Annotated in this window: 19 protein-coding genes; 7 read left to right on the plus strand and 12 right to left on the minus strand. The window is 66.1% G+C overall.

Features of this window, described 5'->3' with window-relative positions:
• Positions 1-126 precede the first annotated feature (126 nt).
• Positions 127-543 (minus strand): GFA family protein, encoded by a 417-nt coding sequence (locus ACWCIA_RS14505; protein ID WP_454164363.1) that lies wholly within the window; start codon positions 541-543, stop codon positions 127-129.
• A 45-nt stretch (positions 544-588) separates the two neighbouring features.
• Entirely contained in the window at positions 589-1,092 is a 504-nt protein-coding gene (locus ACWCIA_RS14510) for a YqaA family protein (RefSeq protein WP_454164365.1), read from the minus strand.
• Positions 1,093-1,274: 182 nt separating this feature from the next.
• Between ACWCIA_RS14510 and ilvA the strand changes: the two genes are divergently transcribed.
• The 5 genes from ilvA (at position 1,275) to rapZ (ending at position 7,093) form a co-directional block, all read left to right on the plus strand.
• Positions 1,275-2,804, plus strand: a complete 1,530-nt coding sequence (gene ilvA / locus ACWCIA_RS14515) for a threonine ammonia-lyase, biosynthetic (RefSeq protein ID WP_454164367.1) — start codon at positions 1,275-1,277, stop codon at positions 2,802-2,804.
• A gap of 445 nt (positions 2,805-3,249) precedes the next feature.
• Complete coding sequence (gene queF / locus ACWCIA_RS14520) at positions 3,250-4,092, plus strand: NADPH-dependent 7-cyano-7-deazaguanine reductase QueF (protein WP_454164369.1); 843 nt, start codon at positions 3,250-3,252, stop codon at positions 4,090-4,092.
• Positions 4,093-4,445: 353 nt separating this feature from the next.
• A complete protein-coding gene (locus ACWCIA_RS14525; RefSeq protein ID WP_379738798.1) occupies positions 4,446-4,928 on the plus strand; it encodes a PTS sugar transporter subunit IIA in 483 nt (160 codons plus the stop codon).
• Between the two features lie 33 nt (positions 4,929-4,961).
• Positions 4,962-5,897, plus strand: coding sequence for an HPr(Ser) kinase/phosphatase (hprK, locus tag ACWCIA_RS14530; protein WP_379738795.1), 936 nt, complete (start codon positions 4,962-4,964; stop codon positions 5,895-5,897).
• Positions 5,898-6,226: 329 nt separating this feature from the next.
• The gene (gene rapZ / locus ACWCIA_RS14535; RefSeq protein WP_454164372.1) at positions 6,227-7,093 is read left to right on the plus strand and encodes an RNase adapter RapZ; all 867 of its coding nucleotides are present in this window, start codon (positions 6,227-6,229) and stop codon (positions 7,091-7,093) included.
• A gap of 48 nt (positions 7,094-7,141) precedes the next feature.
• Here the strand turns inward: rapZ and ACWCIA_RS14540 are convergent, their stop codons facing one another.
• The 8 genes from ACWCIA_RS14540 to ACWCIA_RS14575 form a co-directional block, all read right to left on the minus strand.
• Positions 7,142-8,227: an enoyl-CoA hydratase/isomerase family protein gene (locus ACWCIA_RS14540; RefSeq protein ID WP_454164373.1), complete on the minus strand. Its 1,086-nt coding sequence runs from the start codon at positions 8,225-8,227 to the stop codon at positions 7,142-7,144.
• Positions 8,228-8,341: 114 nt separating this feature from the next.
• A complete protein-coding gene (gene hpf / locus ACWCIA_RS14545; protein ID WP_454164375.1) occupies positions 8,342-8,695 on the minus strand; it encodes a ribosome hibernation-promoting factor, HPF/YfiA family in 354 nt (117 codons plus the stop codon).
• 60 nt (positions 8,696-8,755) lie between these two features.
• Positions 8,756-10,225: an RNA polymerase factor sigma-54 gene (locus ACWCIA_RS14550; RefSeq protein ID WP_454164377.1), complete on the minus strand. Its 1,470-nt coding sequence runs from the start codon at positions 10,223-10,225 to the stop codon at positions 8,756-8,758.
• A gap of 22 nt (positions 10,226-10,247) precedes the next feature.
• Positions 10,248-11,009 (minus strand): LPS export ABC transporter ATP-binding protein, encoded by a 762-nt coding sequence (lptB, locus tag ACWCIA_RS14555; protein WP_454164379.1) that lies wholly within the window; start codon positions 11,007-11,009, stop codon positions 10,248-10,250.
• Positions 11,009-11,626 carry a lipopolysaccharide transport periplasmic protein LptA gene (gene lptA, locus ACWCIA_RS14560; protein ID WP_454164381.1) on the minus strand — a complete coding sequence of 206 codons (618 nt, stop codon included), beginning with the start codon at positions 11,624-11,626 and terminating at the stop codon, positions 11,009-11,011. The genes lptB and lptA overlap by 1 nt, the downstream gene beginning before the upstream one ends.
• Positions 11,627-11,641: 15 nt before the next feature.
• A complete protein-coding gene (gene lptC, locus ACWCIA_RS14565; protein ID WP_454164383.1) occupies positions 11,642-12,241 on the minus strand; it encodes an LPS export ABC transporter periplasmic protein LptC in 600 nt (199 codons plus the stop codon).
• A 25-nt stretch (positions 12,242-12,266) separates the two neighbouring features.
• Entirely contained in the window at positions 12,267-12,800 is a 534-nt protein-coding gene (locus ACWCIA_RS14570; protein WP_454164385.1) for a KdsC family phosphatase, read from the minus strand.
• Entirely contained in the window at positions 12,800-13,822 is a 1,023-nt protein-coding gene (locus ACWCIA_RS14575; RefSeq protein WP_454164386.1) for a KpsF/GutQ family sugar-phosphate isomerase, read from the minus strand. The genes ACWCIA_RS14570 and ACWCIA_RS14575 overlap by 1 nt, the downstream gene beginning before the upstream one ends.
• 115 nt (positions 13,823-13,937) lie before the next feature.
• On the opposite strand from ACWCIA_RS14575, the gene ACWCIA_RS14580 reads away from it, so the two are divergent.
• Positions 13,938-15,917, plus strand: a complete 1,980-nt coding sequence (locus ACWCIA_RS14580) for a monovalent cation:proton antiporter-2 (CPA2) family protein (RefSeq protein WP_454164388.1) — start codon at positions 13,938-13,940, stop codon at positions 15,915-15,917.
• A 9-nt stretch (positions 15,918-15,926) separates the two neighbouring features.
• Here the strand turns inward: ACWCIA_RS14580 and ACWCIA_RS14585 are convergent, their stop codons facing one another.
• Both ACWCIA_RS14585 and ACWCIA_RS14590 read right to left on the minus strand, forming a co-directional pair.
• The gene (locus ACWCIA_RS14585) at positions 15,927-17,060 is read right to left on the minus strand and encodes a DUF484 family protein (protein ID WP_454164416.1); all 1,134 of its coding nucleotides are present in this window, start codon (positions 17,058-17,060) and stop codon (positions 15,927-15,929) included.
• A 123-nt stretch (positions 17,061-17,183) separates the two neighbouring features.
• Complete coding sequence (locus tag ACWCIA_RS14590; RefSeq protein ID WP_454164390.1) at positions 17,184-18,026, minus strand: MOSC domain-containing protein; 843 nt, start codon at positions 18,024-18,026, stop codon at positions 17,184-17,186.
• Between the two features lie 221 nt (positions 18,027-18,247).
• On the opposite strand from ACWCIA_RS14590, the gene ACWCIA_RS14595 reads away from it, so the two are divergent.
• On the plus strand, positions 18,248-23,251 hold the full coding sequence (locus ACWCIA_RS14595) for an MBG domain-containing protein (RefSeq protein ID WP_454164392.1): 5,004 nt from the start codon (positions 18,248-18,250) through the stop codon (positions 23,249-23,251).
• The last annotated feature ends 21 nt before the right edge of the window (positions 23,252-23,272 follow it).

A 23,272-nucleotide genomic window follows, 5' to 3' on the forward strand; every position in this document is an offset into this window, starting at 1 on the left:
CGGCAAGCAACAAAATGCGTGTTCGAACGGCTCCATGCAAATTTTCTTTGCAAAAACCAGCTTCGATCCGGGGAAGATATGCACTCCGTCCTTCTTGCCCGAATCACCTGAGTCCGGACGGGGGCCTCAAGCCCTTTGTGCCGGTGTGCTGTCGAAGCTTCTGGTCGATGCGGGCAAGCTTACCCAGGGCAGCTTGCTCTCGCAGTAGATCGCCATTCCTGGCGCGAGCGCCTCGTGACCCTGGACGGTGCCAAGGTACACCATGTTCAGGCCTTTGTACGTGTGGGGGTTCGCGTTGAAGACCGGCGTGCCGCAGCGGCGGCAGAAGTGCCGTGTGGTGCGTTCCGTCACGGCGTAACTGGCAAGTCCCCCGTCCGCTGGACCGAGATCGAAGTCTTCTTCCTTGACGACGACGTAGGAAGACAAGGGGGCGCCTGTCATACGCCGGCACATGCCGCAGTGGCAGGCAACGACCTGCAATGCCGGGCCGGCAATCCTGTACTGAATGTGACCACATGCGCAGCTGCCGGACGATCCACTCATACCCTACTCCGCTGGTTTTGATGCGATATTGCAAGAGTCTACACGCTAGCCGATCACTTGCGTGATCAGGTCGCCCACCCGCCGCCAGAAATCGTCCGGCACATACAGCAGCACCAGCGTCATGGTGAGATACCGCCCGAACTTCCCGATCGCCATGTACATCACGCTCGGCCAGAACGGCAGGTGCAGCCAGCCCGCGAGCGTGCACAGCGGGTCGCCGATGCCCGGCAGCCAGGACAGCAGCATGGTTTTGGACCCGTATTTCGCCAGCCAGCCGAACCAGCGGCTCTGGCGTTCGCGGGCAAAGGCGATCTTGGCGCGGTAGCCGAGGAAGTAATCGACCGCGCCGCCGAGCGTATTGCCGACCGTGGCGACGAGGATCGCCGGCCAGAACATTGCCTCGTTCGCCTTGACGACGGCGAACACGGCCGGCTCGGAACCGAGCGGCACCAGGGTGGCGGAGACGAAGCTGATGACGAAAACCGAAGTGAGCCCGACTGTGGGAGCGGCGAGGACCTTGAGCAGCCAGAGGACAGCGGTTTCGATCATCGGTGGAATGTTATGTCGGAGGTGTTTATTATAATGAGGAAAACTCATCGCCCCGACACGATACGCCGCCGCCGCAACCCGGCGCGACGGATCGCACTGCAAGCCCCGGTCATCCATCGGGAAACACAGTCTCGCGTCACAGGAACCAGGACACTGGCCGACCCTCTTCGTTTGACCTGACTATGACCGACTACCTCAAGAAAATCCTGACCGCCCGCGTCTACGACGTCGCCCAGGAAACCCCGCTCGAACTCGCCCCGACCCTGTCGCACCGCTTCGGCAACCGCATTCTGTTCAAGCGCGAGGACATGCAAAGCGTGTTCAGCTTCAAGCTGCGCGGCGCCTACAACAAGATGGCCCACCTCTCGCCGGAAGCCCTCAAACGCGGCGTGATTTGCGCCTCGGCCGGCAACCATGCCCAGGGCGTGGCGCTGTCCGCCGCCCGCCTCGGCTGCCGCGCACTGGTCGTGATGCCGACCACCACGCCGCAACTGAAGATCGAGGCGGTCAAGGCGCGCGGCGGCCATGCGGTCGAGGTGGTGCTGCACGGCGACTCCTATACCGACGCCTACAACCACGCGCTGACCCTCGAACGCGAACAAAAGCTTACCTTTGTGCACCCCTTCGACGACCCCGACGTGATCGCCGGCCAGGGCACGATCGCGATGGAAATCCTGCGCCAGCATGCGGGACCGATCCATGCGATTTTCGTCGCCATCGGCGGCGGCGGGCTGATCGCGGGCGTCGGCGCCTATGTGAAGGCGGTGCGCCCCGACATCCGCATCATCGGCGTGCAGACGGTCGATTCGGACGCGATGGCGAAAAGTCTGAAGGCGGGCGAGCGCGTCACCCTGCCCGACGTCGGCCTGTTCTCGGACGGCACCGCGGTGCGCCTGGTGGGCGAAGAAACCTTCCGCGTTGCGAAGGAAGTCGTGGACGAGATCATCCTGGTCGACACCGATGCGATCTGCGCCGCCATCCAGGACGTATTCCAGGACACGCGCAGCATCCTGGAACCGGCCGGCGCCCTCGCCGTGGCCGGCGCCAAGGCCTATGTCGAGCGCTCGCAGATGGATCGCCAGCCGATCCGCAACGAGACGCTGGTCGCGGTCGCCTGCGGCGCCAACATGAATTTCGACCGCCTGCGTTTCGTGGCCGAACGGGCCGAACTGGGCGAGGCGCGCGAAGCCGTGTTTGCCGTCACCATCCCCGAGCAGCGCGGCAGCTTCCGCCGCTTCTGCTCGCTGGTCGGTCCACGCAACGTCACCGAGTTCAACTACCGCATCAGCGACGCGCGCCAGGCCCACATTTTTGTCGGCGTGCAGGTGGGCAGCCGCGGCGAATCCGGCCTGCTCGCGCGCACCTTCGAGCAGCACGATTTTCCGACCCTCGACCTGACCCACGACGAGCTCGCCAAGCTGCACATCCGCCACCTGGTCGGCGGCAAGAGCGGACTGGCGCAGGACGAGCTGCTGTACCGCTTCGAATTCCCCGAACGCCCCGGCGCCCTGATGCGCTTCCTCGACAGCCTGGCGCCGAACTGGAACATCTCGCTGTTCCACTACCGGAACCAGGGCGGCGACGTCGGCCGCATCCTGGTCGGCCTGCAGGTGCCGGGCGGCGAGATGGAGGAGTTCAGGCAGTTCCTGGCGACGCTGGGGTACCGGTATTGGGATGAGAGCAGTAATCCGGTTTATAAATTGTTCTTGTGATGGTTTGCTGACGGTACGGTGACGACCGCCATGCCGCGCTCTTCGTAGGGTGGGCGGCCCTCCGCCCACGCGCTACGTGCGCGTCGCCTGGCCACGTCCCGTAAATCGTCGCTCGTGACGCATGCTTAGAGCGCCTAACAAAGCCTTCAGAGCAAGGCGCAGCGACGAAGACAGTACGACTGTACGACGAGGAGCTGCAACGCAGCTATGGAGGTTTTGTTAGGCGCTCTTAGGCCAAGGTGCTTCGGCGACCACAATGTGACAAAGGCCGCGTGGCGACAGGCCGCGGCCGACGACGATGGAAACGTGCGTACTGCGTGGGCGGAGGGCCGCCCACCCTACCCAGCAACGCGATGCGAGGGGGCAAACATGCTGGACGCGCATACAGTCCCGGAAAGGTGTACGATACGCCGCTTTGTCGCCGCCGGACTCACGAGACGAGACCATGAACAACACCCCCGCGAATTCTCCCGATCAATCGCCACTTGGCAAATCTTCCGCCTACCAGACCCAGTACGCCCCGGAGCTGCTGTTCCCGATCCCGCGCCAGCAAAAGCGCGACGAGCTCGCCATCACCGGCACGCTGCCCTTCTTCGGCCTGGACATCTGGAACGCCTATGAATTGTCGTGGCTGAACATGCGCGGCAAGCCGCAAGTGGCGATCGCGACCATTAGCGCGCCGGCCGATTCGCCGAACATCGTCGAATCGAAGTCGTTCAAGCTGTATCTGAACTCCTTCAACCAGACCCGCGTGGCCGGTCTGGAGGCCCTGCAGGCGCTGCTGCGCGAAGACCTGTCGAACGCCTTTGGCGCGCCAGTGCACATCACGCTGACGGAACCGGAGAACTTCGGCAAACTGAAAATGGGCGAACTCGAGGGCTTTTCGCTGGACCGGCTCGACATCGAGATCGACGACTATTCGCCGGCGCCGCACCTCTTGACTGCCAACTTCGACGAGGCGCCGGTCGAGGAAACGCTGGTGTCGAACCTGCTGAAATCGAACTGCCTGGTGACCGGCCAGCCGGACTGGGGCAGCGTGCAGATCCATTACGCGGGACCGCAGATCGACCAGGAAGGCTTGCTGCGCTACCTGATCGGTTTCCGCGAACACAACGAATTCCATGAGCAGTGCGTCGAGCGGATCTTCATCGACATCCTGCGCCAGTGCAAGCCGAGCAAGCTGTCGGTGTATGCGCGCTACACGCGGCGTGGCGGGCTCGACATCAACCCGTGGCGCGCCAATTTCAGTACCGGACGTCCGCCCAACCTGCGCGGCGCGCGCCAGTAACAACAAATAAGCTGTGCGTAAGGAGAAGCGTGTACCTTTCCCACCACAGAAACTGACGAAAAAACAACAGTTAGCGTAATGTTTTGGTTTGCACGTTTTTTGTGCAAATACGGGGAAACATCGGCAAATCGCCTTGTCTTCCCCATTTCATTCATCCCGCATTCATTTTCGTGACGGAAATTGCGTCTCCCCTTGTGGAAGCGCAAATCGCCGCCATCTCACCGCTGGGTGGGGACTCGAAAGCGGCCGATGACAGGCGTAGGATACCGACGCGACGCAAATTACCTGGCCATATCGGGCCTATCATTTGCAACGCACGTCGGCGTTGTGCGCCGCAACATTAGAAGCGTGTTATGACCAACCTGAGCAAAATTCTGTCGCTTGAAAACGTCCAGCTCGATATCGAAGTGTCGAGCAAGAAGCGCGCCTTCGAACAGGCCGGACTGATTTTCGAGAACAACTGCGGGATCGCCCGTTCGACCGTGTCGGAAAACCTGTTTGCGCGCGAGCGCCTCGGTTCGACTGGCCTGGGGCATGGCGTGGCCGTGCCGCACGGACGCATCAAGGGCAGCAAGAGCCTGAAGCAGCCGATCGCTGCCTTCGTCCGCCTGGCCGACCCGATCCCCTTCGAGTCGCCCGACGGTCAGCCGGTGAACCTGCTGTTCTTCCTGCTGATCCCGGATCACGTGACCCAGCAGCACCTGGAAATCCTGTCCGAGATCGCGGAACTCTTCTCGGATGAGGCGATCCGCACGGCGCTGGCCACCGATCCCGATCCGCGCTCGGTGCACGAACGTATTATCAACTGGCAACCCAGCTTGCAAGCCATGGGTTAAACTGGGGGGCGTTCCCCCCACTTGGCCATCCCCATGCTGCAGACTCCGCTTACCATCCAACGGTTATACGACGATAACCGCGACGACCTGCAACTCGGCTGGTTCGCCGGCTTTCCCGGCGGCGAGCGGCTGATCTCGGGCGACGTCGCCTCGGCCGCCGACCAGGTCGGCCACCTGAACCTGATCCACCCTGGGCGCATCCAGGTCTTCGGACACCAGGAACTGAATTACTACCACCGCCTCAAGTCGAGTTCGCGCAGCCACGTCATCGGCGAACTGATCGGCGGCGGCCCGCCTGCGCTCATCATCGCGCAGGGCCTGGAAACCCCGCCCGACATCCTCGCCATCTGCGACGAGCAGAACATCCCCCTGTTTTCGACCCCGCTGCCGGCAGCCCAAGTCATTGACTTCCTGCGGGTCTATTTGTCGAAAAAACTTGCCCAGCGCGTCATCATGCACGGCGTCTTCATGGACGTGCTGGGCGTGGGCGTGCTCATTACCGGCGACTCGGGCCTGGGCAAAAGCGAGCTGGGGCTGGAACTGATTTCGCGCTCGCACGGCCTGGTGGCCGACGACGCCGTCGAATTCTCGCGCATCGCGCCGAACATGATCGAGGGCCGCTGCCCGCCCCTGCTGCAAAACCTGCTCGAGGTGCGCGGACTGGGCCTGCTCGACATCAAGGCGATCTTCGGCGAGACGGCGGTGCGCCGCAAGATGCGCCTGAAACTCATCGTGCACCTGGTCAAGCGCGGCGTGCTCGACGAGGAAGTCGAGCGCCTGCCCTTCCACTTCCCGACCGAGGAAGTGCTGGGCCTGCCGATCCGCAAGGTCGTCATCCCCGTCGCCGCCGGCCGCAACATCGCCGTGCTGCTCGAAGCCGCGGTGCGCAACACGATCCTGCAACTGCGCGGCATCGATACGCTGCAGGAGTTCATGGAGCGGCAACGACAGGCCATGAGCGCAGATTGATGTAGGGTGGTCGGCTCCACCCGGGCAGCTGAATCATCGCTCACGTTGACGCCGCCCACGCGTTCAACCGGCCCCGGATACGTCGCGCCGCTTCACACGTGCGTTGAACGCGTGGGCGGCGCAAGCGCCAGGGGTGATCACGCACCCGGGTGAAGCCGACCACCCTACGTCGCTCACGCCGCACAAGTCCACCCATTCCACAAGCGTCCCCAAGCGCAGCGGCCGCATCCCCCTTCAACTCGCGCCATCGGAACGTATTGACGCCGAACCCGCCCTTTGCCAGCAAAGGTGGCCGCGACAAGCAGATACGGTTGCGGTATCATCGGGGCATGCACATCGTCCTCATCACCGGTATTTCCGGCTCGGGTAAATCCGTTGCCCTGAACGTCCTGGAAGACGCAGGCTACTACTGCGTCGACAACCTGCCGCCGGGCCTGCTGCCCCATGTCGTGAAGGCGGTGTCGGGCCAGGGAACGGCCAAGCTGGCGGTCGCGGTCGATGCCCGCTCCTCGGATTCGCTGGTCGAGTTGCCGCTGACGGTGCGCGAGCTGAAAGAGCAAGGGCACCAGTTGAAGGTGATGTTCCTGACCTCGAGCACCCATTCGCTGGTGGCGCGCTTTTCCGAAACGCGCCGCAGCCACCCGCTGTCGCACGAGCTGCGCCCGGGCGAAAACCCGGCCTCGCGCCGTACCCTGATCGAATGCATCGCCGAAGAGCGCGAGCGCCTGGCGCCGATCGAGCAGCTCGGCCACGTGATCGACACCTCCGAAGCCTCGGCCAACAAGCTGCGCGGCTGGATCAAGGAGCTGGCCGAGGTGCAGCATGCGCCGCTGACGCTGTTCTTCGAGTCCTTCGCCTTCAAGGTCGGCGTGCCCCTCGACGCCGACTTCGTGTTCGACGTGCGCGCGATCCCGAACCCCTATTACGACCACACGCTGCGCCCGCTCACCGGCAGGGACGCCCCCGTGATCGCCTTCCTCGACGCCCAGCCGAGCGCCGGCGAAATGCTGAACGATATCCGCCAGTTCGTCGAAAAATGGCTGCCTTCGTTCAAAACGGACAACCGCAGCTACCTGACGGTCGCCGTCGGCTGCACCGGCGGGCAGCACCGCTCGGTGTACATGGCCGAGCGCCTGGCGGCCTACTTCGGCGAGACCGAGCGCGTGGTGCTGCGGCACCGCGAGCAGTCGTTCTGATGTGAATTTGTAGGGTGGGCACTTGTGCCCACCCTACGATACGGCGCCTCAGTCCAGATTCCGCAGCGGATGCGCATACGCCGGCCACACCGGCTCGAAGAAGCGCTCCACCATCCCAGGCGTGACCTCGTCCAGCGTCGGCGGATTCCACTTCGGCGCATTGTCCTTGTCGATTACCAGCGCGCGCACGCCTTCCAGCACTTCGCCGTGCTCGAAATTGCGGCGCACCAGCGAGCGTTCCATCCGCAGGCAGTCGGCCACGCCGAGCGAGGCGCCGCGCACCAGCATCTCGTGCGTCACGCACATCAGCAGCGGCGAACGCTGGCGCATGGCGGCCAGGGCCTTCTGCGCGAACGGGCTGTCGTCGGTTGCCAGGGAGGCCATGATCGCCGGCACCGAACCGGCGCCGAAATGCGTGTCGACCGCGGCACGCGCCGTTTCCAAGGGGCTCTGCCCTACACCGGCCTTGAGCGGCGCGGCAAAGGCGCGGATCGCTTCGGCCAGCTGTGCACCCGGCGTCGCCTCGACCAGCGCGTTCAGCTCGCCCAGCTTCTCGCCAGGGACGAACACGTCCGCCAGCCCGACATACAGGGCGTCGGCCGCGCCGATGGTCAATCCCGTCAGCCCCAGGTAATTGCCCAGCTGGCCAGGCGCGTGCGACAGGAAATGGCTGCCGCCGACGTCCGGGAACAGGCCGATGTTCACTTCCGGCATCGCCATCTTGATGCGGTCGGTGACGATGCGCAGGCCCGTATCCGGCCCGCCCTGGGCGATGCCCATGCCGCCGCCCATGACGACCCCATCCATGATCGAGATGTAGGGTTTCGGATAGAAATGGATCAGGTGGTTGAGCGCATACTCTTCCGTGAAGAAATCTTCCAGCAGCGCGCTGCCGCCGGTCGGGGTCGCCGTGCCGGCGTCGTGGAAGAAACGGATGTCGCCGCCCGCGCACAGGGCTTTTTCGCTGCTGCTGGTGAGCACGACGGCAGCGACCGCCGGGTCGTCGCGCCAGGCCAGCAGGGTCTCGGTCAGGCGCCGCACCATGGCGAGCGAGAGCGAATTGAGGGCTTTGGGGCGGTCGAGGGTGATCACGCCGGTGCCGTTGGCAACGCGGGTCAGGACATGGTCGGTCATGGTGAATAGGGTTATGGGAAAGACATGCATTCTACCCAAGCCCGTGCGCGGCGTGCCGCCAAAATGAAAAGGGCGCCCTCCAGGCGCCCTCGTTCAGACGGTGCTTAATGCCGATCAGACAGCAACAGCCTCTCCGCCTTCAGGACGGCGCTTGAGCGCCTCGTGACTATGATTTTGCAGCATCGATTTGTATTTCATCACCTGGCGATCCAGCCTGTCCATCAACAGGTCGATCGCGGCATACAGGTCTTGCGCCACACTTTCCACGTGTACAGTCTTGCCGGACATGCGCAAGTTGATCTCGGCTTTCTGCCTTTTGTCTTTTTCGGTGAGATTGTCGATCGCAAGGATCACATGGGAATCGATCACTTGATCGAAATGGCGGGTGATGCGTTCCAGCTTGTTCTGTACGTATTCACGGATGGCGGGGGTGACATCGAGGTGGTGACCGCTGATAGTGAGATTCATACACACTCCTTTGAAAGAGGAGCGGCGGCCGGTCGCGCAGGTAGCGCGTGGCTGCCGCTGTTACAAGGATTTGCGGAGACTGACTGGAGGAATCTTGAGTGCCTCGCGGTATTTTGCAACCGTGCGGCGCGCGATGACCATTCCTTGTTCACCGAGCATTTCCGCGATCTTGCTGTCGGATAATGGGTTCCTGGGGTCCTCTGCTCCTGTCAGTTGCGCAATGAGCGCCCGAATCGCCGTCGACGAGGCTTCGCCCCCCGCTTCGGTGGCGACGTGGCTTCCGAAGAAATACTTCAGCTCAAACATGCCGTGCGGGGTCAGCATGAATTTTTGAGTTGTTACGCGAGAAATTGTGCTCTCGTGTAGGCCTAGTGTATCAGCTATCTCGCGAAGCACAAGGGGACGCATGGCAACCGCGCCATGGCTGAAAAAGTTGCGCTGACGCTCGACGATTGCCTGGGAAACACGCAGGATCGTGTCGAAGCGCTGGCGCATGTTCTTGATGAGCCACTTCGCTTCCTGCAGCTGCGCGCTCATCTGGCCCTCGCCCTTGCCCTGCTTGAGCAGGGCCGCGTAGACATTGTTGACGCGCAGGCGCGGCATGACTTCGTGGTTCAGCATCACGCTCCAGCCGGAGGCCGTCTTGCGGACGATAACGTCCGGAACCACGTAGTCCGAGGTGCTCGACGCAAAGGCCGCGCCCGGGTGCGGATTGCACTGGCGGATCACGGCCTGCGCTTCGCGCAGGTCTTCGTCGTCGCAGTCGAGCGCCTTTTTCAGCTTGTTGAATTCGCGCTGGGCGAACCAGCTCAGGTAACCCTCGACGATCTTCAAAGCCATGCGCCGCGTCACCAGCGGGACGCCGGGCATCTGCCGGATCTGCAAGGCCAGGCACTCGCTGGCGCTGCGCGCGCCGACGCCGACCGGATCGAGGCTCTGCACCAGCGCCAGCGCGCAGCGCAGCTCGTCCATCTCCACTTCCAGCTCCTCCGGCAGGCGGGCATGGATCTCGTCGAGCTGCTCTTCCAGGTAGCCGTTGTCGTCGATGGCGTCGATCACCAGTTCGGCCAGGGCGCGGTCGCGCGCGCTGACGGCGGTGACCCGGATCTGTTCCGACAGGTGCTCGCGCAGCGTGACGCCGATCGCGCCCAGCTGCGGCCGGCCGTCGTCGTCGCCCTCGCTGCCCGAGGCGCGCGGGGCGTCGCCCCAGTCGTCGGCCTCGCCGCGCTCGACGTCGCCGCCGCCGTCGAGCCCGTCGCCATTGTCCGCGGGCGCGGCGCTTTCTTCCTGCCCCGGCGCCGGCGCGTCGGGCTGCTGGGCCGGCGCATCGTTGATGGCGCCGTCGGCCAGCAGGCGCACGGAATTGTCGAGCGGGTCGTCGATCCGCTCGAGCAGCGGATTATCGGAGAGGATCTGCTCGATCTCCTGGTGCAGTTCGAGCGTGGACAACTGCAGCAGGCGGATCGACTGCTGAAGCTGCGGCGTGAGCGCCAGGTGCTGCGAAGTCCGGAGTTGCAGGGATTGTTTCATGGTGCGGCTGTTCGTTCCGTGGTCACATGCGGAAGTGTTCGCCGAGGTAGACGCGTCGTACCGACTCGTCGGCGATGATGTCGTCAGGGCGCCCGGAAGCCAGCACGGCGCCCTGGTTGATGATGTAGGCGCGGTCGCAGATGCCGAGCGTCTCGCGCACGTTGTGGTCGGTGATCAGGACGCCGATGCCGCGCTCCTTCAGGAAGCGCACGATGCGCTGGATCTCGATCACGGCGATCGGGTCGACACCTGCAAACGGTTCGTCGAGCAGCACGAAGCGCGGATTGGTCGCCAGCGCGCGCGCGATCTCCACGCGGCGGCGCTCGCCGCCCGACAGCGACAGCGCCGGGTTCTCGCGCAGCTTCTCGATCTGCAGTTCGGCCAGCAGGGAATCGAGGCGCTCGTTGATGGCGGCCTTGGTCAGCGACTTGCCGTTGTCGTCGCGCTGCAGCTCGAGCACGGCGCGGATGTTGTCCTCCACCGTCAGCTTGCGGAACACCGACGCTTCCTGCGGCAGGTAGGACAGGCCGAGCACCGCGCGGCGGTGGATCGGCAGGCTGGAAATGTCGGTGCCGTTGATTTCGATGGTGCCGGCGTCCGAGGGCACCAGGCCGACGATCATGTAGAACGAGGTCGTCTTGCCGGCGCCGTTCGGCCCGAGCAGGCCGACGACTTCGCCGCAGCCCACCTCGAGCGAGACGTCGCGCACCACCAGGCGCTTGCCGTAGCTCTTTTGCAGGCCCCGCACGACCAGGGTACTGCGGTTGTCGTGGTCATCCTTCATTATTTCTTTCCTGCTGGTGCCGGTGCCGGTGCCGCGGGCGTGGTGCCTGCGCGTGCAGTCGGCGCTGCCGCTGCGGGGGCTGCCGCGCCGGTGCGGCGCGGTGCGATGATCAGGGTGCCGCGGCCGCCGCCGGCCTTGGTCTGGCCGCTCGGGTCGTTGCGCACGGTCGCCACTTCGCGGCGGTTGTCGTAGGAGATGTAGGGGCCGACCAGTTCGTTCGTCATGCGCCCGTTTTCGAGCTCCTTCACGACCGCCTTCGAGAACAGCTTCACCAGTTCCTCGCGCTCCTCGTATTCGATGCGCTCGGCCTGGCCCTCGACCCACAGGTCGGGCCCGCCGTCGCGCTTCTGGCGGAAGGTCGCCACGCGGCCCGGATTCGAGGTCAGCGTCACGCTCATGTAGCCTTCGGGCGTTTCCTTGACCAGGGCGCGGTCGGACTTGAGCAGCAGCGTGCCGCGGGTGACGACGACGTTGCCGGTCAGGATGCGCGTCTGCGTGACTTCGTCCACGTCGAGCGAGTCGAATTCGACGACGGCCTGCTTGAGCGAGTCCGCCTTCTCGGCCGTGGCCGACAGCGACAGCAGCGAAAGGAAGGCGGCGGCAAGCAATTTTTTCATGTGTTCTCGTTCCTGTTATTGGGTGGGCGTGTTTTGGCGCGGCGGATAGACGATCTTCCCGCGCCCGCCGAGGTGCATCTTCTGGGTCGGGTTCACCGCATGCAAACCGACAGCGTCGACCGAGGAAGCGCCGAGCGTCATGCGTACCGGGCGGTTCGTCTTGACGATCTCGTCGTCGGCCAGCACGGTCAGCGCATCGGTCTGGGCGTGCAGCTTCTCGCTGGTCGGCGTGGCCGGGCGCAGGATGTCGACCTTGCCCATCAGTTCGACGCGGTTCTCGCCATGGAAGACCTGGCCGCGTTCGGCGTTCATCGTCATGCGCGGGCGGCCCGGCGCCATGCTCTCGACCACGGGCCGGGTCACTTCCGACATGTCCGGGCCTGGATGGTGCACCAGGCGCTCGCCGGACATGACGTAGCGCGGCGAGCCGGTCTCGGTCATGCGCACGAAACTGAAGTTCTCGACGATGTAGTCGGGTTCGTTGGCGGCATTGCCGCCGGCGACCGGGTCTTCCGACTGGATCGCCTGCAGCAGCCAGAAACTGCCAAAGGCGAAAAACACGGCGGTGAGCATCAGCCCCAGCGTGCGCCAGCGGTGCGCGGTGCGTTTGTTCACGTAGGTCGCCATGGTTCTTGTCTACTCACGCAAAATATGGCGCCAGCGCCTGCTCGTAGGTCCCCTGGGCGCGCATCACGAGGTCGCAGACCTCGCGCACGGCGCCGCGCCCGCCACCTGCTTTAGTGACGTAATGGGCGCGGTGCTGCACCTCGGGGTGGCCGGTCGGTACGGTGACGGCAAAGCCGACCTTGCTCAAGAGCGGCAGGTCGATCACGTCGTCGCCGATGTAGCCGCACTGCTCGGCGGCGAGCCCGGTCTGCGCCAGCAGTTCGGCGAACGCGATGCGCTTGTCGTGAAAACCCTGCCAGACGTGGGTGATGCCCAGGTCCTTTGCACGGGCATTGACGATCGGCGATTTGCGCGCGCTGATGATGGCGGTGGCCACGCCCGTCTTTTGCAGCAGCTGGATGCCCAGGCCGTCGAGCACGTTGAAGGTCTTGGTGACTTCGCCGTCCGGACCATAGGTCAGGCTGCCGTCGGTGAGGATGCCGTCGACGTCGAAGATCATGACTTTCACGCGCGCGGCGCGTTCCACATGGGCCAAGGGAGTCATCATCAGATCACCTTTGCGCGGGTCAGGTCGTGGATGTGCAGCGCGCCGACCAGCACGCCGTTCGAATCGACCACCAGCATCTGGTTGATGCGGAATTCTTCCATGATCGCGACCGCGTCCACCGCCAGCTGGTCGGGGTGCACGGTGCGTGCGCCGACGTGCATGACGTCGCTGATGAGCAGCTGCGTGAAGTCCTGCTGGCGCTCGATCAGGCGGCGCAGGTCGCCGTCGGTGAACACGCCCAGCGGACGGTTCTGCCCGTCGACGATGGCGGTCATGCCCATGCCTTTCTGGCTCACCTCGAGCAGGGCCCGGGCCAGCGGCACGTCCGGCGCGACGGCCGGGATGGCCTCGCCGCTGCGCATCACGTCGCGCACGTGGGTCAGCAGGCGGCGGCCGAGGGCGCCGCCCGGGTGCGAGCGCGCGAAATCTTCTTCCTTGAAGCCGCGCACATCGAGCAGCGCGACGGCCAGCGCGTCGCCCAGGGCCAGCGTGACGGTGGTGCTGGCGGTCGGCGCCAGGTTCAGCGGGCAGGCTTCCTTCGCCACCGAGATGTCGAGGTGGACGTCGGCCAGCAGGGCCAGGCGCGACTGCGGCTTGCCGGTCATCGCGATCAGGGGCGCGCCCATGCGTTTCACGACCGGCAGGATGTCCATCAGCTCCGACGATTCGCCGGAATTCGAGATGGCGATGAACACGTCCTGCGCGGTCACCATGCCGAGGTCGCCGTGGGCGGCTTCGCCCGGGTGCACGAACATGGCCGGGGTGCCGGTCGAGGCCAGGGTCGCCGCGATCTTGCGCGCGATGTGGCCGGACTTGCCCATGCCCGAGACCACGACGCGCCCCGTGCAGGCGTAGAGGACGGCGACGGCGCGCACCAGGCTGTCGTCGGCATCGAGGCGGGCGTGGACGGCGGAAATGGCTTCGGCTTCGATCGCCAGCGTCTCGCGCGCCAGCGCCATTACGCGCCGCGACTGGTTCTCGTCAAAACTGTTCAGCATTGTTTTTTCATCGGTTACACTCATCCCGGAAGTATAAACGAATTGGGAAAGCAAAAAACTTGCCAGACGTATCAAACAACGCGTTGCTTACACAAAGTTACCTTTATTTAACACAAAGTTATCCCTATTTAACGAACGAATGGCATCCGGCCTCGAACTGACCCTCCTGCTGCTCGGCAGCGCCGTGCTTGGCGTGGTCGTGTTCCGCTCGCTGCACCTGCCGCCGATGCTGGGCTACCTGGCCGTGGGCGTGCTGATTGGGCCGCACGCCTTCGGCCTCGCCGCCGAAACCCACTCCACCCACGCGCTGGCCGAATTCGGGGTCGTGTTCCTGATGTTCTCGATCGGCCTCGAATTCTCGCTGGCCCAGTTGCGCGCGATGCGGCGCATCGTCTTCGGCCTCGGGCTGGCCCAGGTGGTGCTGACCATCGTCGCCACCGTGCTCGGGGCGCTCGCCTTTTCGTTCTGGCTGCCGCAGTTGCACGTGAGCTGGCAGGCCGCATTCGCCCTCGGCGGCGCGCTGGCGATGTCCTCCACCGCCATCGTCGTCAAACTCCTGACCGAAAGGCTCGAACTCGAAAGCGAGCATGGGCGGCGCATCATCGGCATCCTGCTGTTCCAGGACCTGGCCGTGGTGCCGCTCCTGATCATGATCCCCGCGCTGGCAAAAAACCCGGAAAACCTGGCACCGACCCTGGCCTGGGCCGCCGTGAAGGCGGCCGCGGTGCTGGCCTTGCTGTTGTTCTTCGGCCAGAAGCTCATGCGCAGCTGGTTCACCCTGGTCGCCAAGCGCCGCTCGCAGGAACTGTTCATGCTCAACCTGCTGCTGGTGACGCTGGGCGCGGCCTGGATTACCGAACGCGCCGGGCTGTCGCTGGCGCTGGGCGCCTTTGTCGCGGGCATGCTGATTTCCGAAACCCAGTTCAAGCACCAGGTCGAGGAGGACATCAAGCCTTTCCGCGACGTACTGCTCGGCCTGTTCTTCATCACCATCGGCATGCTGCTCAACCTGCGCCTGGTGCTCGAGCACTGGTGGCTGGTGCTCCTGCTGCTCGTCGTTCCGGTGCTGCTGAAGTTCGCGCTGATCGCGGCGCTGGCGAAGGCCTTCGGTTCCTCGGACGGCGTCGCGATGCGCACCGGCCTGGCGCTGGCGCAGGCCGGCGAATTCGGCTTCGTGCTGCTGAACATGGCGTCGGGCTCGAAGCTGATCGATCCCTTCCTGATGCAGCTGGTGCTGGCCTCGATGGTGCTGTCGATGCTGGTCGCACCCTTCGTCATCGCCAAGTCCGACCGCATCGTCATGAAGATGTCGGCCAACGAATGGATGATGCAGTCGCTCCAGCTCACGCAGCTGGCGAGCCGCACGATGGCCGCGCAAAAGCACGTGATCCTGGCCGGCTTCGGGCGCAGCGGCCAGAGCGTGGCGACCCTGCTGACCGACGAGAAGCTGCCCTGGTATGCGCTCGACCTCGATCCGGAACGGGTCCAGGAAGCGCAGGCGGCCGGCTCCAGCGTCTCCTACGGCGACGCCGGGCGGCGCGAATCGCTGATCGCGGCCGGCATCAACCGGGCCAGCGCCCTGGTGATCACCTTCGCCGACACGCGCGCGGCCTTGAAAGTGCTGCACCTGGTGCACGAGCTGGCGCCTTCGCTGCCCGTGATCGTGCGCAGCCACGACGACAGCGACCTCGACATCCTGCGCGCAGCAGGGGCCACTGAGGTGGTGCCGGAGGCGCTGGAAAGCAGCCTGATGCTCGCCTCGCACGCGCTGGTGGTGGTCGGCGTGCCGCTGCGGCGCGTGGTGCACCGCGTGCAGGAGGCGCGCGACGAACGCTACGCTTCGCTGCGCGGCTACTTCCACGGCTCGAGCGACATCACCGACGACCCCGAGCACATGTACGTGCGCCTGCATTCGGTGGTGCTGAACGAGGAGGCGCAGGCGGTCGGGCGCCGCATCGACGAGCTGGGGCTGGAGGAACTGGGGGCGGAAGTGAGCGGCATCCGGCGCGCCAGGAAGCGCGTCGAACCGGAGCCGGACACGGTGCTGGCGGCGGGGGATGTGGTGGTGCTGCGCGGGTCGGCCGACGCGGTGACGCGGGCGGAGGGGCGGTTGTTGTAACCGGTTCCCCTACCCTGCCGTGACGACCCGATTCCTGCCCGCTTCCTTGGCCTGATACAAGGCCCCGTCGGCCAGCGCCACCAATTGCTGCGCCACCGCCTCGATCGGCAGCTCGCCCGCATCCATGTCCAGCGCCGAGACGCCGATCGACACCGACACCCCCATGCCCGCCCCGTCCGCGAGGTCGACCGGCTTGCCGGCCACCCCAACACGGATGCGCTCGGCCACCATGGCCGCGGCGTCCAGGTCGGCATCGATCAGCAGCACCACGAATTCCTCGCCGCCGAAGCGCGCCAGCGCGTCCGACACCCGCAGTTCCATCTTGATGCGCGCCGCCACTTCGCGCAGCACGTCGTCGCCCGCCTGGTGGCCAACGCGGTCGTTGACGGCCTTAAAATGGTCGACGTCGATGAACATGACGGAAATCCGGTAGCCCTGGCGGCGCGCCCGCGCCACCTCTTCCACCAGGCGGCGGTCGATGTAGCGGCGGTTGTAGACGCCGGTGAGCGGGTCGGTCAGCCCCATGTATTTGAGCATCTCGTTGCTGATCACGTTTTCCAGGCAGATCGCGATGATCGAGGCCATGTGCTCGACGAAATCGGTGCCCAGGGCCGCGGTGAAGCGCTGCAGGTCGGTGCTGCCCAGGTTCAGGCTGCCGATCAGGCGCTTGTTGCGCAGCAGCGGCACCAGCGCCACGCTTTGCAGCCCGGCGGGAGGATGGGGAAAGGCGGCGCAGTGCTCGGCGCGCGAGTAGGGTCCGAGGCGCGGGTGCGGGCGGCCGTCCTGGGCGTTCGTAAAACCCAGCTCGACGCCGTGCTCGCAGAACTGCAGGTCGGGCAGCGCCTCGAAATCGACGCCCAGCTTGTGCATCACCGTGTAGATGTCGGCGTCCGGGTCGACCAGCGACAGGGTGACGGCGTCGAGGTCGGAAATGACGGGCAGCAGCCGGAAAATCGTGCCGACCAGTTCCGTGAACGAGGTCGCGCCGACGATCTCGAGGTCGAAGGCCTGGTGGCGGGCCATGATCTCGTGGTTGCGCCGCCCCTGCTCCATGACATAGCTGATGCGTGCGCGCAGCGCTTCGTTCTCGGCAATCAGGTCGCGTAATGGTGCGTCCAACTGCGCGTCCGACTGCGCTTCCATCTGGGCATCCGGCTGGGGATCAGGCTGATACATCGGGGCATTCCTTTCAGCAATACCCGTTACATTACGTGATCTTTCCGGCCTTGGATACGATTTCCGGTGCGCCGCCCGGGAAGCGCGGCCTTAAAACGACAGGCTGGCTTCGAAGCCCTGCCCCACCCTCAGGGTTGCGCCGGAGCCCTCCAGCACGATGCAGTTCATGCCCACGCACACGGCCCCATCGAGCACGGCCTTGGTGCGCCAGGATTGCAGGATGTCGAGCGGATCCGGACCGGGAATGCCGGTCGCCTGGTCGATCGCCGGGATCGGGCAGCGCGCGCAGGGTTTCACGGGTTTGATCACGACTTCGCCAGCGCGCAGCGACTCGGTGTAGTCCTCCTCGAAGGGGTCGGTGCCCGTCACTACCAGGTTTGGACGGAAACGGTCCATCGGCAGCGCCGCGCGGCCGGCGGCCAGCATGCGCGCGTTGATCTCGTCGAGGGCGGATTGCCCGATCAGCAGCAGCGGGTAGGCATCGGCGAAGTGCGCGCCCGATGCCGCCCCGCCGGTCCATTTGGTGCTGGTCGGGCGCGCCAGCTCCGGCTTGAAGCGCACCAGCCGGCAGACTGTGCCGAGTGCCTGCCCGAACCACCGCGCGGCCGCATCGCCGCAGTCGTCGGCGTCGACCAGGTCGTCCCAGATCTGCACGCGCAGCGTGGCGCCTGCTTCCCGTGCCAGCGCCAGCCGGAGCGGCGGCCTGCCGGGCGCCGTTACCACCAGCGCGTCGCCCTCCACCCGCGGCACGACGGTCGCCATGCGCGGGAATTCGCGCTGGGTCAGGAACTGGCCATCGTTCGTCACCAGCATCCATTCGCGGTCGTGCACACCGTGGGCCACGAGGCCGGAGACGGTGACCTGCGCCTCCAGCACCGGCATGGCGGCGCAGGATTTGATGGGATACAGGATGAGTTGGGCGAGCGTGGGCATGGAGCGGTCGGAGATGTCGGGGGCGACAGTATCGCATCAAACCCTCCAGTCATGGCCCTGGCTTAACACGCTTGCCACAGCCTGCCGTTCAATATTTACAAATAGATAAGTTACTGATTTTACGTCGTTTTTTAGTTACAAAAAAATTGTTTTAACTCAACCTGTAGGACAGCTCCTACGCAGATCGAATAGAATTAGAGCATCTTTTATTGCCCTAAATCATGAACAATACTTATCGTCTCGTCTGGAATGCCACGCTCAGCCTGTGGCAGGCCGCCCCCGAAACCGCAAAAGGCCGCGGCAAGAACAAGTCTTCGCGCGCGCTGCGTCCTTTCGCCGGCGTGGCCGCCTTTGCGCTGGCCTCGGCGGCCTGGTCGGGCCAGCTGCCGGGCGGCGGCACGGTCGTGGCCGGCCAGGCGACGATCAGCCAGTCGGGCAACGTCATGACGATCGACCAGTCGACGGCGAAGGCCGCCATCGACTGGCTCAGCTTTTCGATCGGCCAGGGCGACACCGTCGTCTTTCGCCAGCCGTCGGCGTCCTCAGTGGCCCTGAACCGTGTCGTCGGGGGCACCGCCTCCTTCATCGAAGGCGCGCTGCGCGCCAACGGCCAGGTCTTCCTGCTGAACCCGAACGGGGTGTTGTTCGCGCCGACCGCCCAGGTGAATACGGGCGGGCTGCTGGCCTCCACGCTGGGCATGCAGACGGCCGACTTCATGAACGGGCGCTACCAGCTGGAAGGCGCCAACAGCAGCATGGTGATCAACCAGGGCCTGCTGCAGGCCGCGAACGGCGGCGCGGTGGCGCTGGTGGCCGCCCAGATCATCAACACCGGCACCATCGAGGCGCCGGGTGGCGGCGTGGCCCTCGGCGCCGGCTCCAAAGTCCTGGTCGACATGGGCGGTCCGGTGAAGCTGCAGGTCCAGCAAGGCATCGTCAACGCGCTGATCGACAATGGCGGCGCCATCCGTGCCGACGGCGGCACGGTGCTGCTCACCGCGGCGGCGGCATCGGAACTGGCCGGCAGCGTGATCAACCAGAGCGGCACCCTGCGCGCCCAGACGCTGGCCACCGGCGCCAAGGGAGAGATCCTGCTGCTGGCCGACGCGGGACAGGGCCAGCTGAACGTCGGCGGCACGCTCGATGCCAGCGCGCCGGCAGGCGGCGACGGCGGCGCCGTCACGACCTCGGCCGGACGCGTGGCTACCTCGGCCGGCCTGGCCGTGAATGCCGGGGCCGCACAGGGCAGCGGCGGCCAGTGGCTGCTGGCCCCGACCGACTACACCATCAACGCGGCGGCTGCGCAGACCATCTCCTCGGCCCTGAACACCGGGACCAGCGTCACCGTCGCCACCCGGCCGGGCAGCACGGCCGCCGGCGCCGACATCGCCGTCACCAGCGCGGTCGCCAAGAGCGCCGGCGGCGACGCCACGCTGACCCTGCGTGCCGGGCGCAATGTCCTGGTCGGCGCCGACATCGGCGCCACCAATGGCAAGCTCGGCATGGTCCTCAGCGGCGGCAACGGCGGCGGCGCCTACGGTGGCGTACGCGTGGGCGGCAACCTCAATGCCAATGGCGGCGACATCCTGGTCGGCGGCGCACGCGGCACGGCCAACCAGGGCATCGGCTTCGCCGCCAACCTGAACGCCTCGGAAGCGGCGGTCGTCGTCGAGCAGCACAAATCGATTCTCTCAAACGGCGGCAACATCACGATCAACGGCCGCTCCACGGTCGGCTCGAACAACGGCAGCTATGGGGGCGTGACCGGCGGCGTATACATCAAGTCGGGCGCGAAGATCCTGTCCGGCACCGGCGACCTGTACGTCACCGGCGAAAGCAGCGGCGGCCTCAAAACCTTCGGCATCGCCTTCGAAGCGGCGTCCGGTACGAACACCGTGCTCGGCAGCGCGACGAACGGCGGCAACATGCTCATGAACGCGGTGAACAGCTCGGCCGGCACGGCGGCCGAGCGCGATGCCGGCGCCATGGGCATGGTCAACTACGGCAGCGTCGCCCGCCTGTCGTTCTACGGTCCCTCGGTGGCCAGCTGGCTGGTGTTCATCAACGGCGTGCCCCAACTGTCGGGCTACACCCGCACACCGCAACTCAACTGCGTGGCCGGCTACCTGAACTGCGGCTACCTGGTCGTGCCGGGCTCGAACAACAGCTACCTGTATGCCGGCTACGAGTCGGTCAGCCTGGCCACCCAGGCCGCCTACGTGATCCAGAGCGGCGCCGGCACCAAGGTCTACGACGGCTCGACGCTCGCGACCAACCTGACCCTGCAGGGACTCGGCGGCCCGCAGGGCTTCACGCCGTCCAGCCTGCAGCCTGCCCCGCTGTTCCACACGACCAGCAAGAACGTCGGCACCTACGCGCGCCTGGTGCGCGACGCCGCCAACCCGACCAGCCTGACGGCCAACGGGGTGAACTACGCGGTCGGCTATTTCAACAGCGGGACCTATGCCATCACGCCGCGCGCCCTGACCCCGGTCGTGGCGAACAAGGTCTACGACGGCACCAGCGCGGCCGCCGTCACGGCCACCGGGATGGTCGCCGGCGACAACGTGCGCCTGAGCGGCAGCGGCAGTTTCGGCGCCGCCCAGGCCGGGCAGTACGACAACGTCAGCGCCAGCGGCATCACCCTGAGCGGCGCCGACGCCGCCAACTACACGCTCGGCGGCACGGCGGTGAGCGGCATGCGCGCCGCCATCCTGCCGCGCGAAGTCACCCTCGCCGCGCAGAAGACCTATGACGGCACGGACAGCCTGGCGGGCGCCGTCGTGATCGGCAACCTGGTCGCCGGCGAAGACCTGTCCTACTCCGGCGCCGCCGCCAACAGCCTGCATGTCGACGGCGCCACCCATGTCGGTGCGATCGTGCTGGGCAACGGCACGCTCGGATCGGCATCGAACTACGTGCTGCCCGCGCTGAACGCCGCCTCGTCCGCCAACACGGCAGCGATCACGCCGCGTACCCTGGGCGTGCAGCTGACCGACGCCAACGTCGCCAAGACCTACGACGGCAGCACCGCCGCCCCGGCCGGCTACCAGCCGGGCTACAGCCTCACCGGCCTGGCCGCGGCCGACCTCGGCGCGAGCGTCGCGCTGACCCATACGGGCGCCGCCTACAACAGCGCCAACGTGGCCGAAGCACAGCGCCTCACCGTCTCCGGCCTGGCGGTCGGCGCGGTCACGGGCGGCGTCGCCAACGCCGGCGACTACGTCCTCGACGCAAGCAGCAAGGACGTCGCCGGCAGCATCGGCGCACGCCAGTTGTCCGTCGCCGTCGACGCGCAGTCGAAGTCGTACGGCGACGCCGACCCGTCCCTCACCTGGCGCGTCGTCAATGGCAACCTGCTTGGCGCCGACACCCTGTCCGGCATCCTGTCGCGCGTAGCGGGCGAGAACGTCGGCAGCTATGCGATCGACGCTTCCGCCCTCGCCAATCCGAACTATGCGGTCACTGCCACCGGCGCCAGCCTGAACGTCACCCCGCGCGCCATCAGCGTCGCTGCGAACGGCGGCAGCAAGGTCTATGGCGACGCCGACCCTGCCCTCACCTGGCGTGTCGTCAACGGCAGCCTGGTCGGCAGCGACACCCTGTCCGGCATCCTGTCGCGCATCGCGGGCGAGAACGTCGGCAGTTATGCGATCGACGCCTCCGCCCTCGCCAATCCGAACTATGCGGTCACTGCGACCGGCGCCAGCCTGACCGTGACACCGCGCGCCATCGGCGTGGCCGCGAACGGCGGCAGCAAGGTGTATGGCGATGCCGATCCGGCCCTGACCTGGCGCGTCGTCAACGGCAACCTGGTCGGCAGCGACACCTTGAACGGCAGCCTGGCGCGTACCGCCGGCGAGAACGTCGGCAGCTACGCGATCGATGCGTCCGCCCTCGCCAATCCGAACTATGCGGTCACTGCCACCGGCGCGAACATGACCGTCACACCGCGCGCCATCACGGTCGCCGCGAACGACCGCAGCAAGGTGTATGGCGACGCCGATCCTGCCCTGACCTGGCGCGTCGTCAACGGCAACCTGGTCGGCAGCGACACCCTGAGCGGTAGCCTGGCGCGCGCCGCCGGCGAAAACGTCGGCAGCTATGCGATCGATGCTTCGCGCCTCGCCAACGGCAACTACGCGCTCACGGTGCAGAACGGCGTGCTGAACGTCGCGCCGCGTCCGCTTTCGGTGCTGTTCCAGGCGCAGGACAAGGTCTATGGCGATGCCGACCCACTGCCGGCCTACCGCATCACGGCCGGCAGCCTGGTGGCGGGCGATGCCCTGGACGTGGTGCGCGCCGCCGGCGAAAACGTGGGCAGCTATGCGATCGACGCCAGCGCCGGTGCGAACTACCTCCTGAGCAGCACGCCGGCCGCCCTGACGATTCTTCCGCGCGCGCTCGCCATCACGGTCGACAACGCCAGCAAGGTGTATGGCGAGGCCGATCCGGTGCTGGGCTACCGCATCGCCGCCGGCCAGCTGGTGAACGGCGACCTGCTCGGCGGTGCGCTGCGGCGCCAGTCCGGCGAGAACGCCGGCAGCTACACGATCGACGGCAGCGCCCTGGCCAACGGCAATTACGTGCTGACGGTACAGGGCGGCACGCTGTCGATCGCCGCGCGGCCGATCGCCGTCAGCGCCGACAGCCAGCGCAAGCAGACCGGCGACACCGACCCGCGCCTGACCTGGCGCATTACTGGCGGCAACCTGGTCGGCAACGACAGCCTCGCCGGCCAGCTGGCGCGCGCATCCGGCGAAAGCGCCGGCAGCTATGCGATCGGCCAGGGCACGCTGGGCAACGCCAATTATGCGATCGCCTTCAACAGCGCCAGCCTCGACATCGCCGCGGCGCCGCAGCCGGTGCCGGTGCTTCAGCCGATGCCGCAGCCCCAACCGCTGCCGCCCGTCGTGGAAACACCAGCTCCGCTCCCGCCGGCGCCGGTCGTTCCCGCGCCGGCACGCCCCGCCGTCAACGCCTCGCAATACACGACGATCGTGCCGCCGCTGGTGCCGCCGACGGTGGGCGCCCTCTCGTATGTGATGGTGTCCGACAACAGCGCCAAGGCTGCCGACGGCGGCACGGAAAGCGCCGATGGCGGCACGCTGGAACGCGCCGCTTCGCACGCGCCGACGTCGGGCCGCGACGTCAAGTTCCTCGACGTGATGGTCGTCTCGGGCGGCATCAACACCGGCGCCGCCGCACCGGCGCCCGGCAACTGAGCGCATGCGCGGCTCACCGAT

Source organism: Massilia sp. SYSU DXS3249, assembly GCF_053668055.1.

Excerpts from the sequence above, each read along its gene's own strand:
- ACWCIA_RS14505 (WP_454164363.1), bottom strand. The coding sequence starts at position 543 with ATGAGTGGATCGTCCGGCAGCTGCGCATGTGGTCACATTCAGTACAGG.
- ACWCIA_RS14510 (WP_454164365.1), bottom strand. The coding sequence starts at position 1,092 with ATGATCGAAACCGCTGTCCTCTGGCTGCTCAAGGTCCTCGCCGCTCCC.
- ilvA (WP_454164367.1), top strand. The coding sequence starts at position 1,275 with ATGACCGACTACCTCAAGAAAATCCTGACCGCCCGCGTCTACGACGTC.
- queF (WP_454164369.1), top strand. The coding sequence starts at position 3,250 with ATGAACAACACCCCCGCGAATTCTCCCGATCAATCGCCACTTGGCAAA.
- ACWCIA_RS14525 (WP_379738798.1), top strand. The coding sequence starts at position 4,446 with ATGACCAACCTGAGCAAAATTCTGTCGCTTGAAAACGTCCAGCTCGAT.
- hprK (WP_379738795.1), top strand. The coding sequence starts at position 4,962 with ATGCTGCAGACTCCGCTTACCATCCAACGGTTATACGACGATAACCGC.
- rapZ (WP_454164372.1), top strand. The coding sequence starts at position 6,227 with ATGCACATCGTCCTCATCACCGGTATTTCCGGCTCGGGTAAATCCGTT.
- ACWCIA_RS14540 (WP_454164373.1), bottom strand. The coding sequence starts at position 8,227 with ATGACCGACCATGTCCTGACCCGCGTTGCCAACGGCACCGGCGTGATC.
- hpf (WP_454164375.1), bottom strand. The coding sequence starts at position 8,695 with ATGAATCTCACTATCAGCGGTCACCACCTCGATGTCACCCCCGCCATC.
- ACWCIA_RS14550 (WP_454164377.1), bottom strand. The coding sequence starts at position 10,225 with ATGAAACAATCCCTGCAACTCCGGACTTCGCAGCACCTGGCGCTCACG.
- lptB (WP_454164379.1), bottom strand. The coding sequence starts at position 11,009 with ATGAAGGATGACCACGACAACCGCAGTACCCTGGTCGTGCGGGGCCTG.
- lptA (WP_454164381.1), bottom strand. The coding sequence starts at position 11,626 with ATGAAAAAATTGCTTGCCGCCGCCTTCCTTTCGCTGCTGTCGCTGTCG.
- ACWCIA_RS14570 (WP_454164385.1), bottom strand. The coding sequence starts at position 12,800 with ATGATGACTCCCTTGGCCCATGTGGAACGCGCCGCGCGCGTGAAAGTC.
- ACWCIA_RS14575 (WP_454164386.1), bottom strand. The coding sequence starts at position 13,822 with ATGAGTGTAACCGATGAAAAAACAATGCTGAACAGTTTTGACGAGAAC.
- ACWCIA_RS14580 (WP_454164388.1), top strand. The coding sequence starts at position 13,938 with ATGGCATCCGGCCTCGAACTGACCCTCCTGCTGCTCGGCAGCGCCGTG.
- ACWCIA_RS14585 (WP_454164416.1), bottom strand. The coding sequence starts at position 17,060 with ATGGAAGCGCAGTCGGACGCGCAGTTGGACGCACCATTACGCGACCTG.
- ACWCIA_RS14590 (WP_454164390.1), bottom strand. The coding sequence starts at position 18,026 with ATGCCCACGCTCGCCCAACTCATCCTGTATCCCATCAAATCCTGCGCC.
- ACWCIA_RS14595 (WP_454164392.1), top strand. The coding sequence starts at position 18,248 with ATGAACAATACTTATCGTCTCGTCTGGAATGCCACGCTCAGCCTGTGG.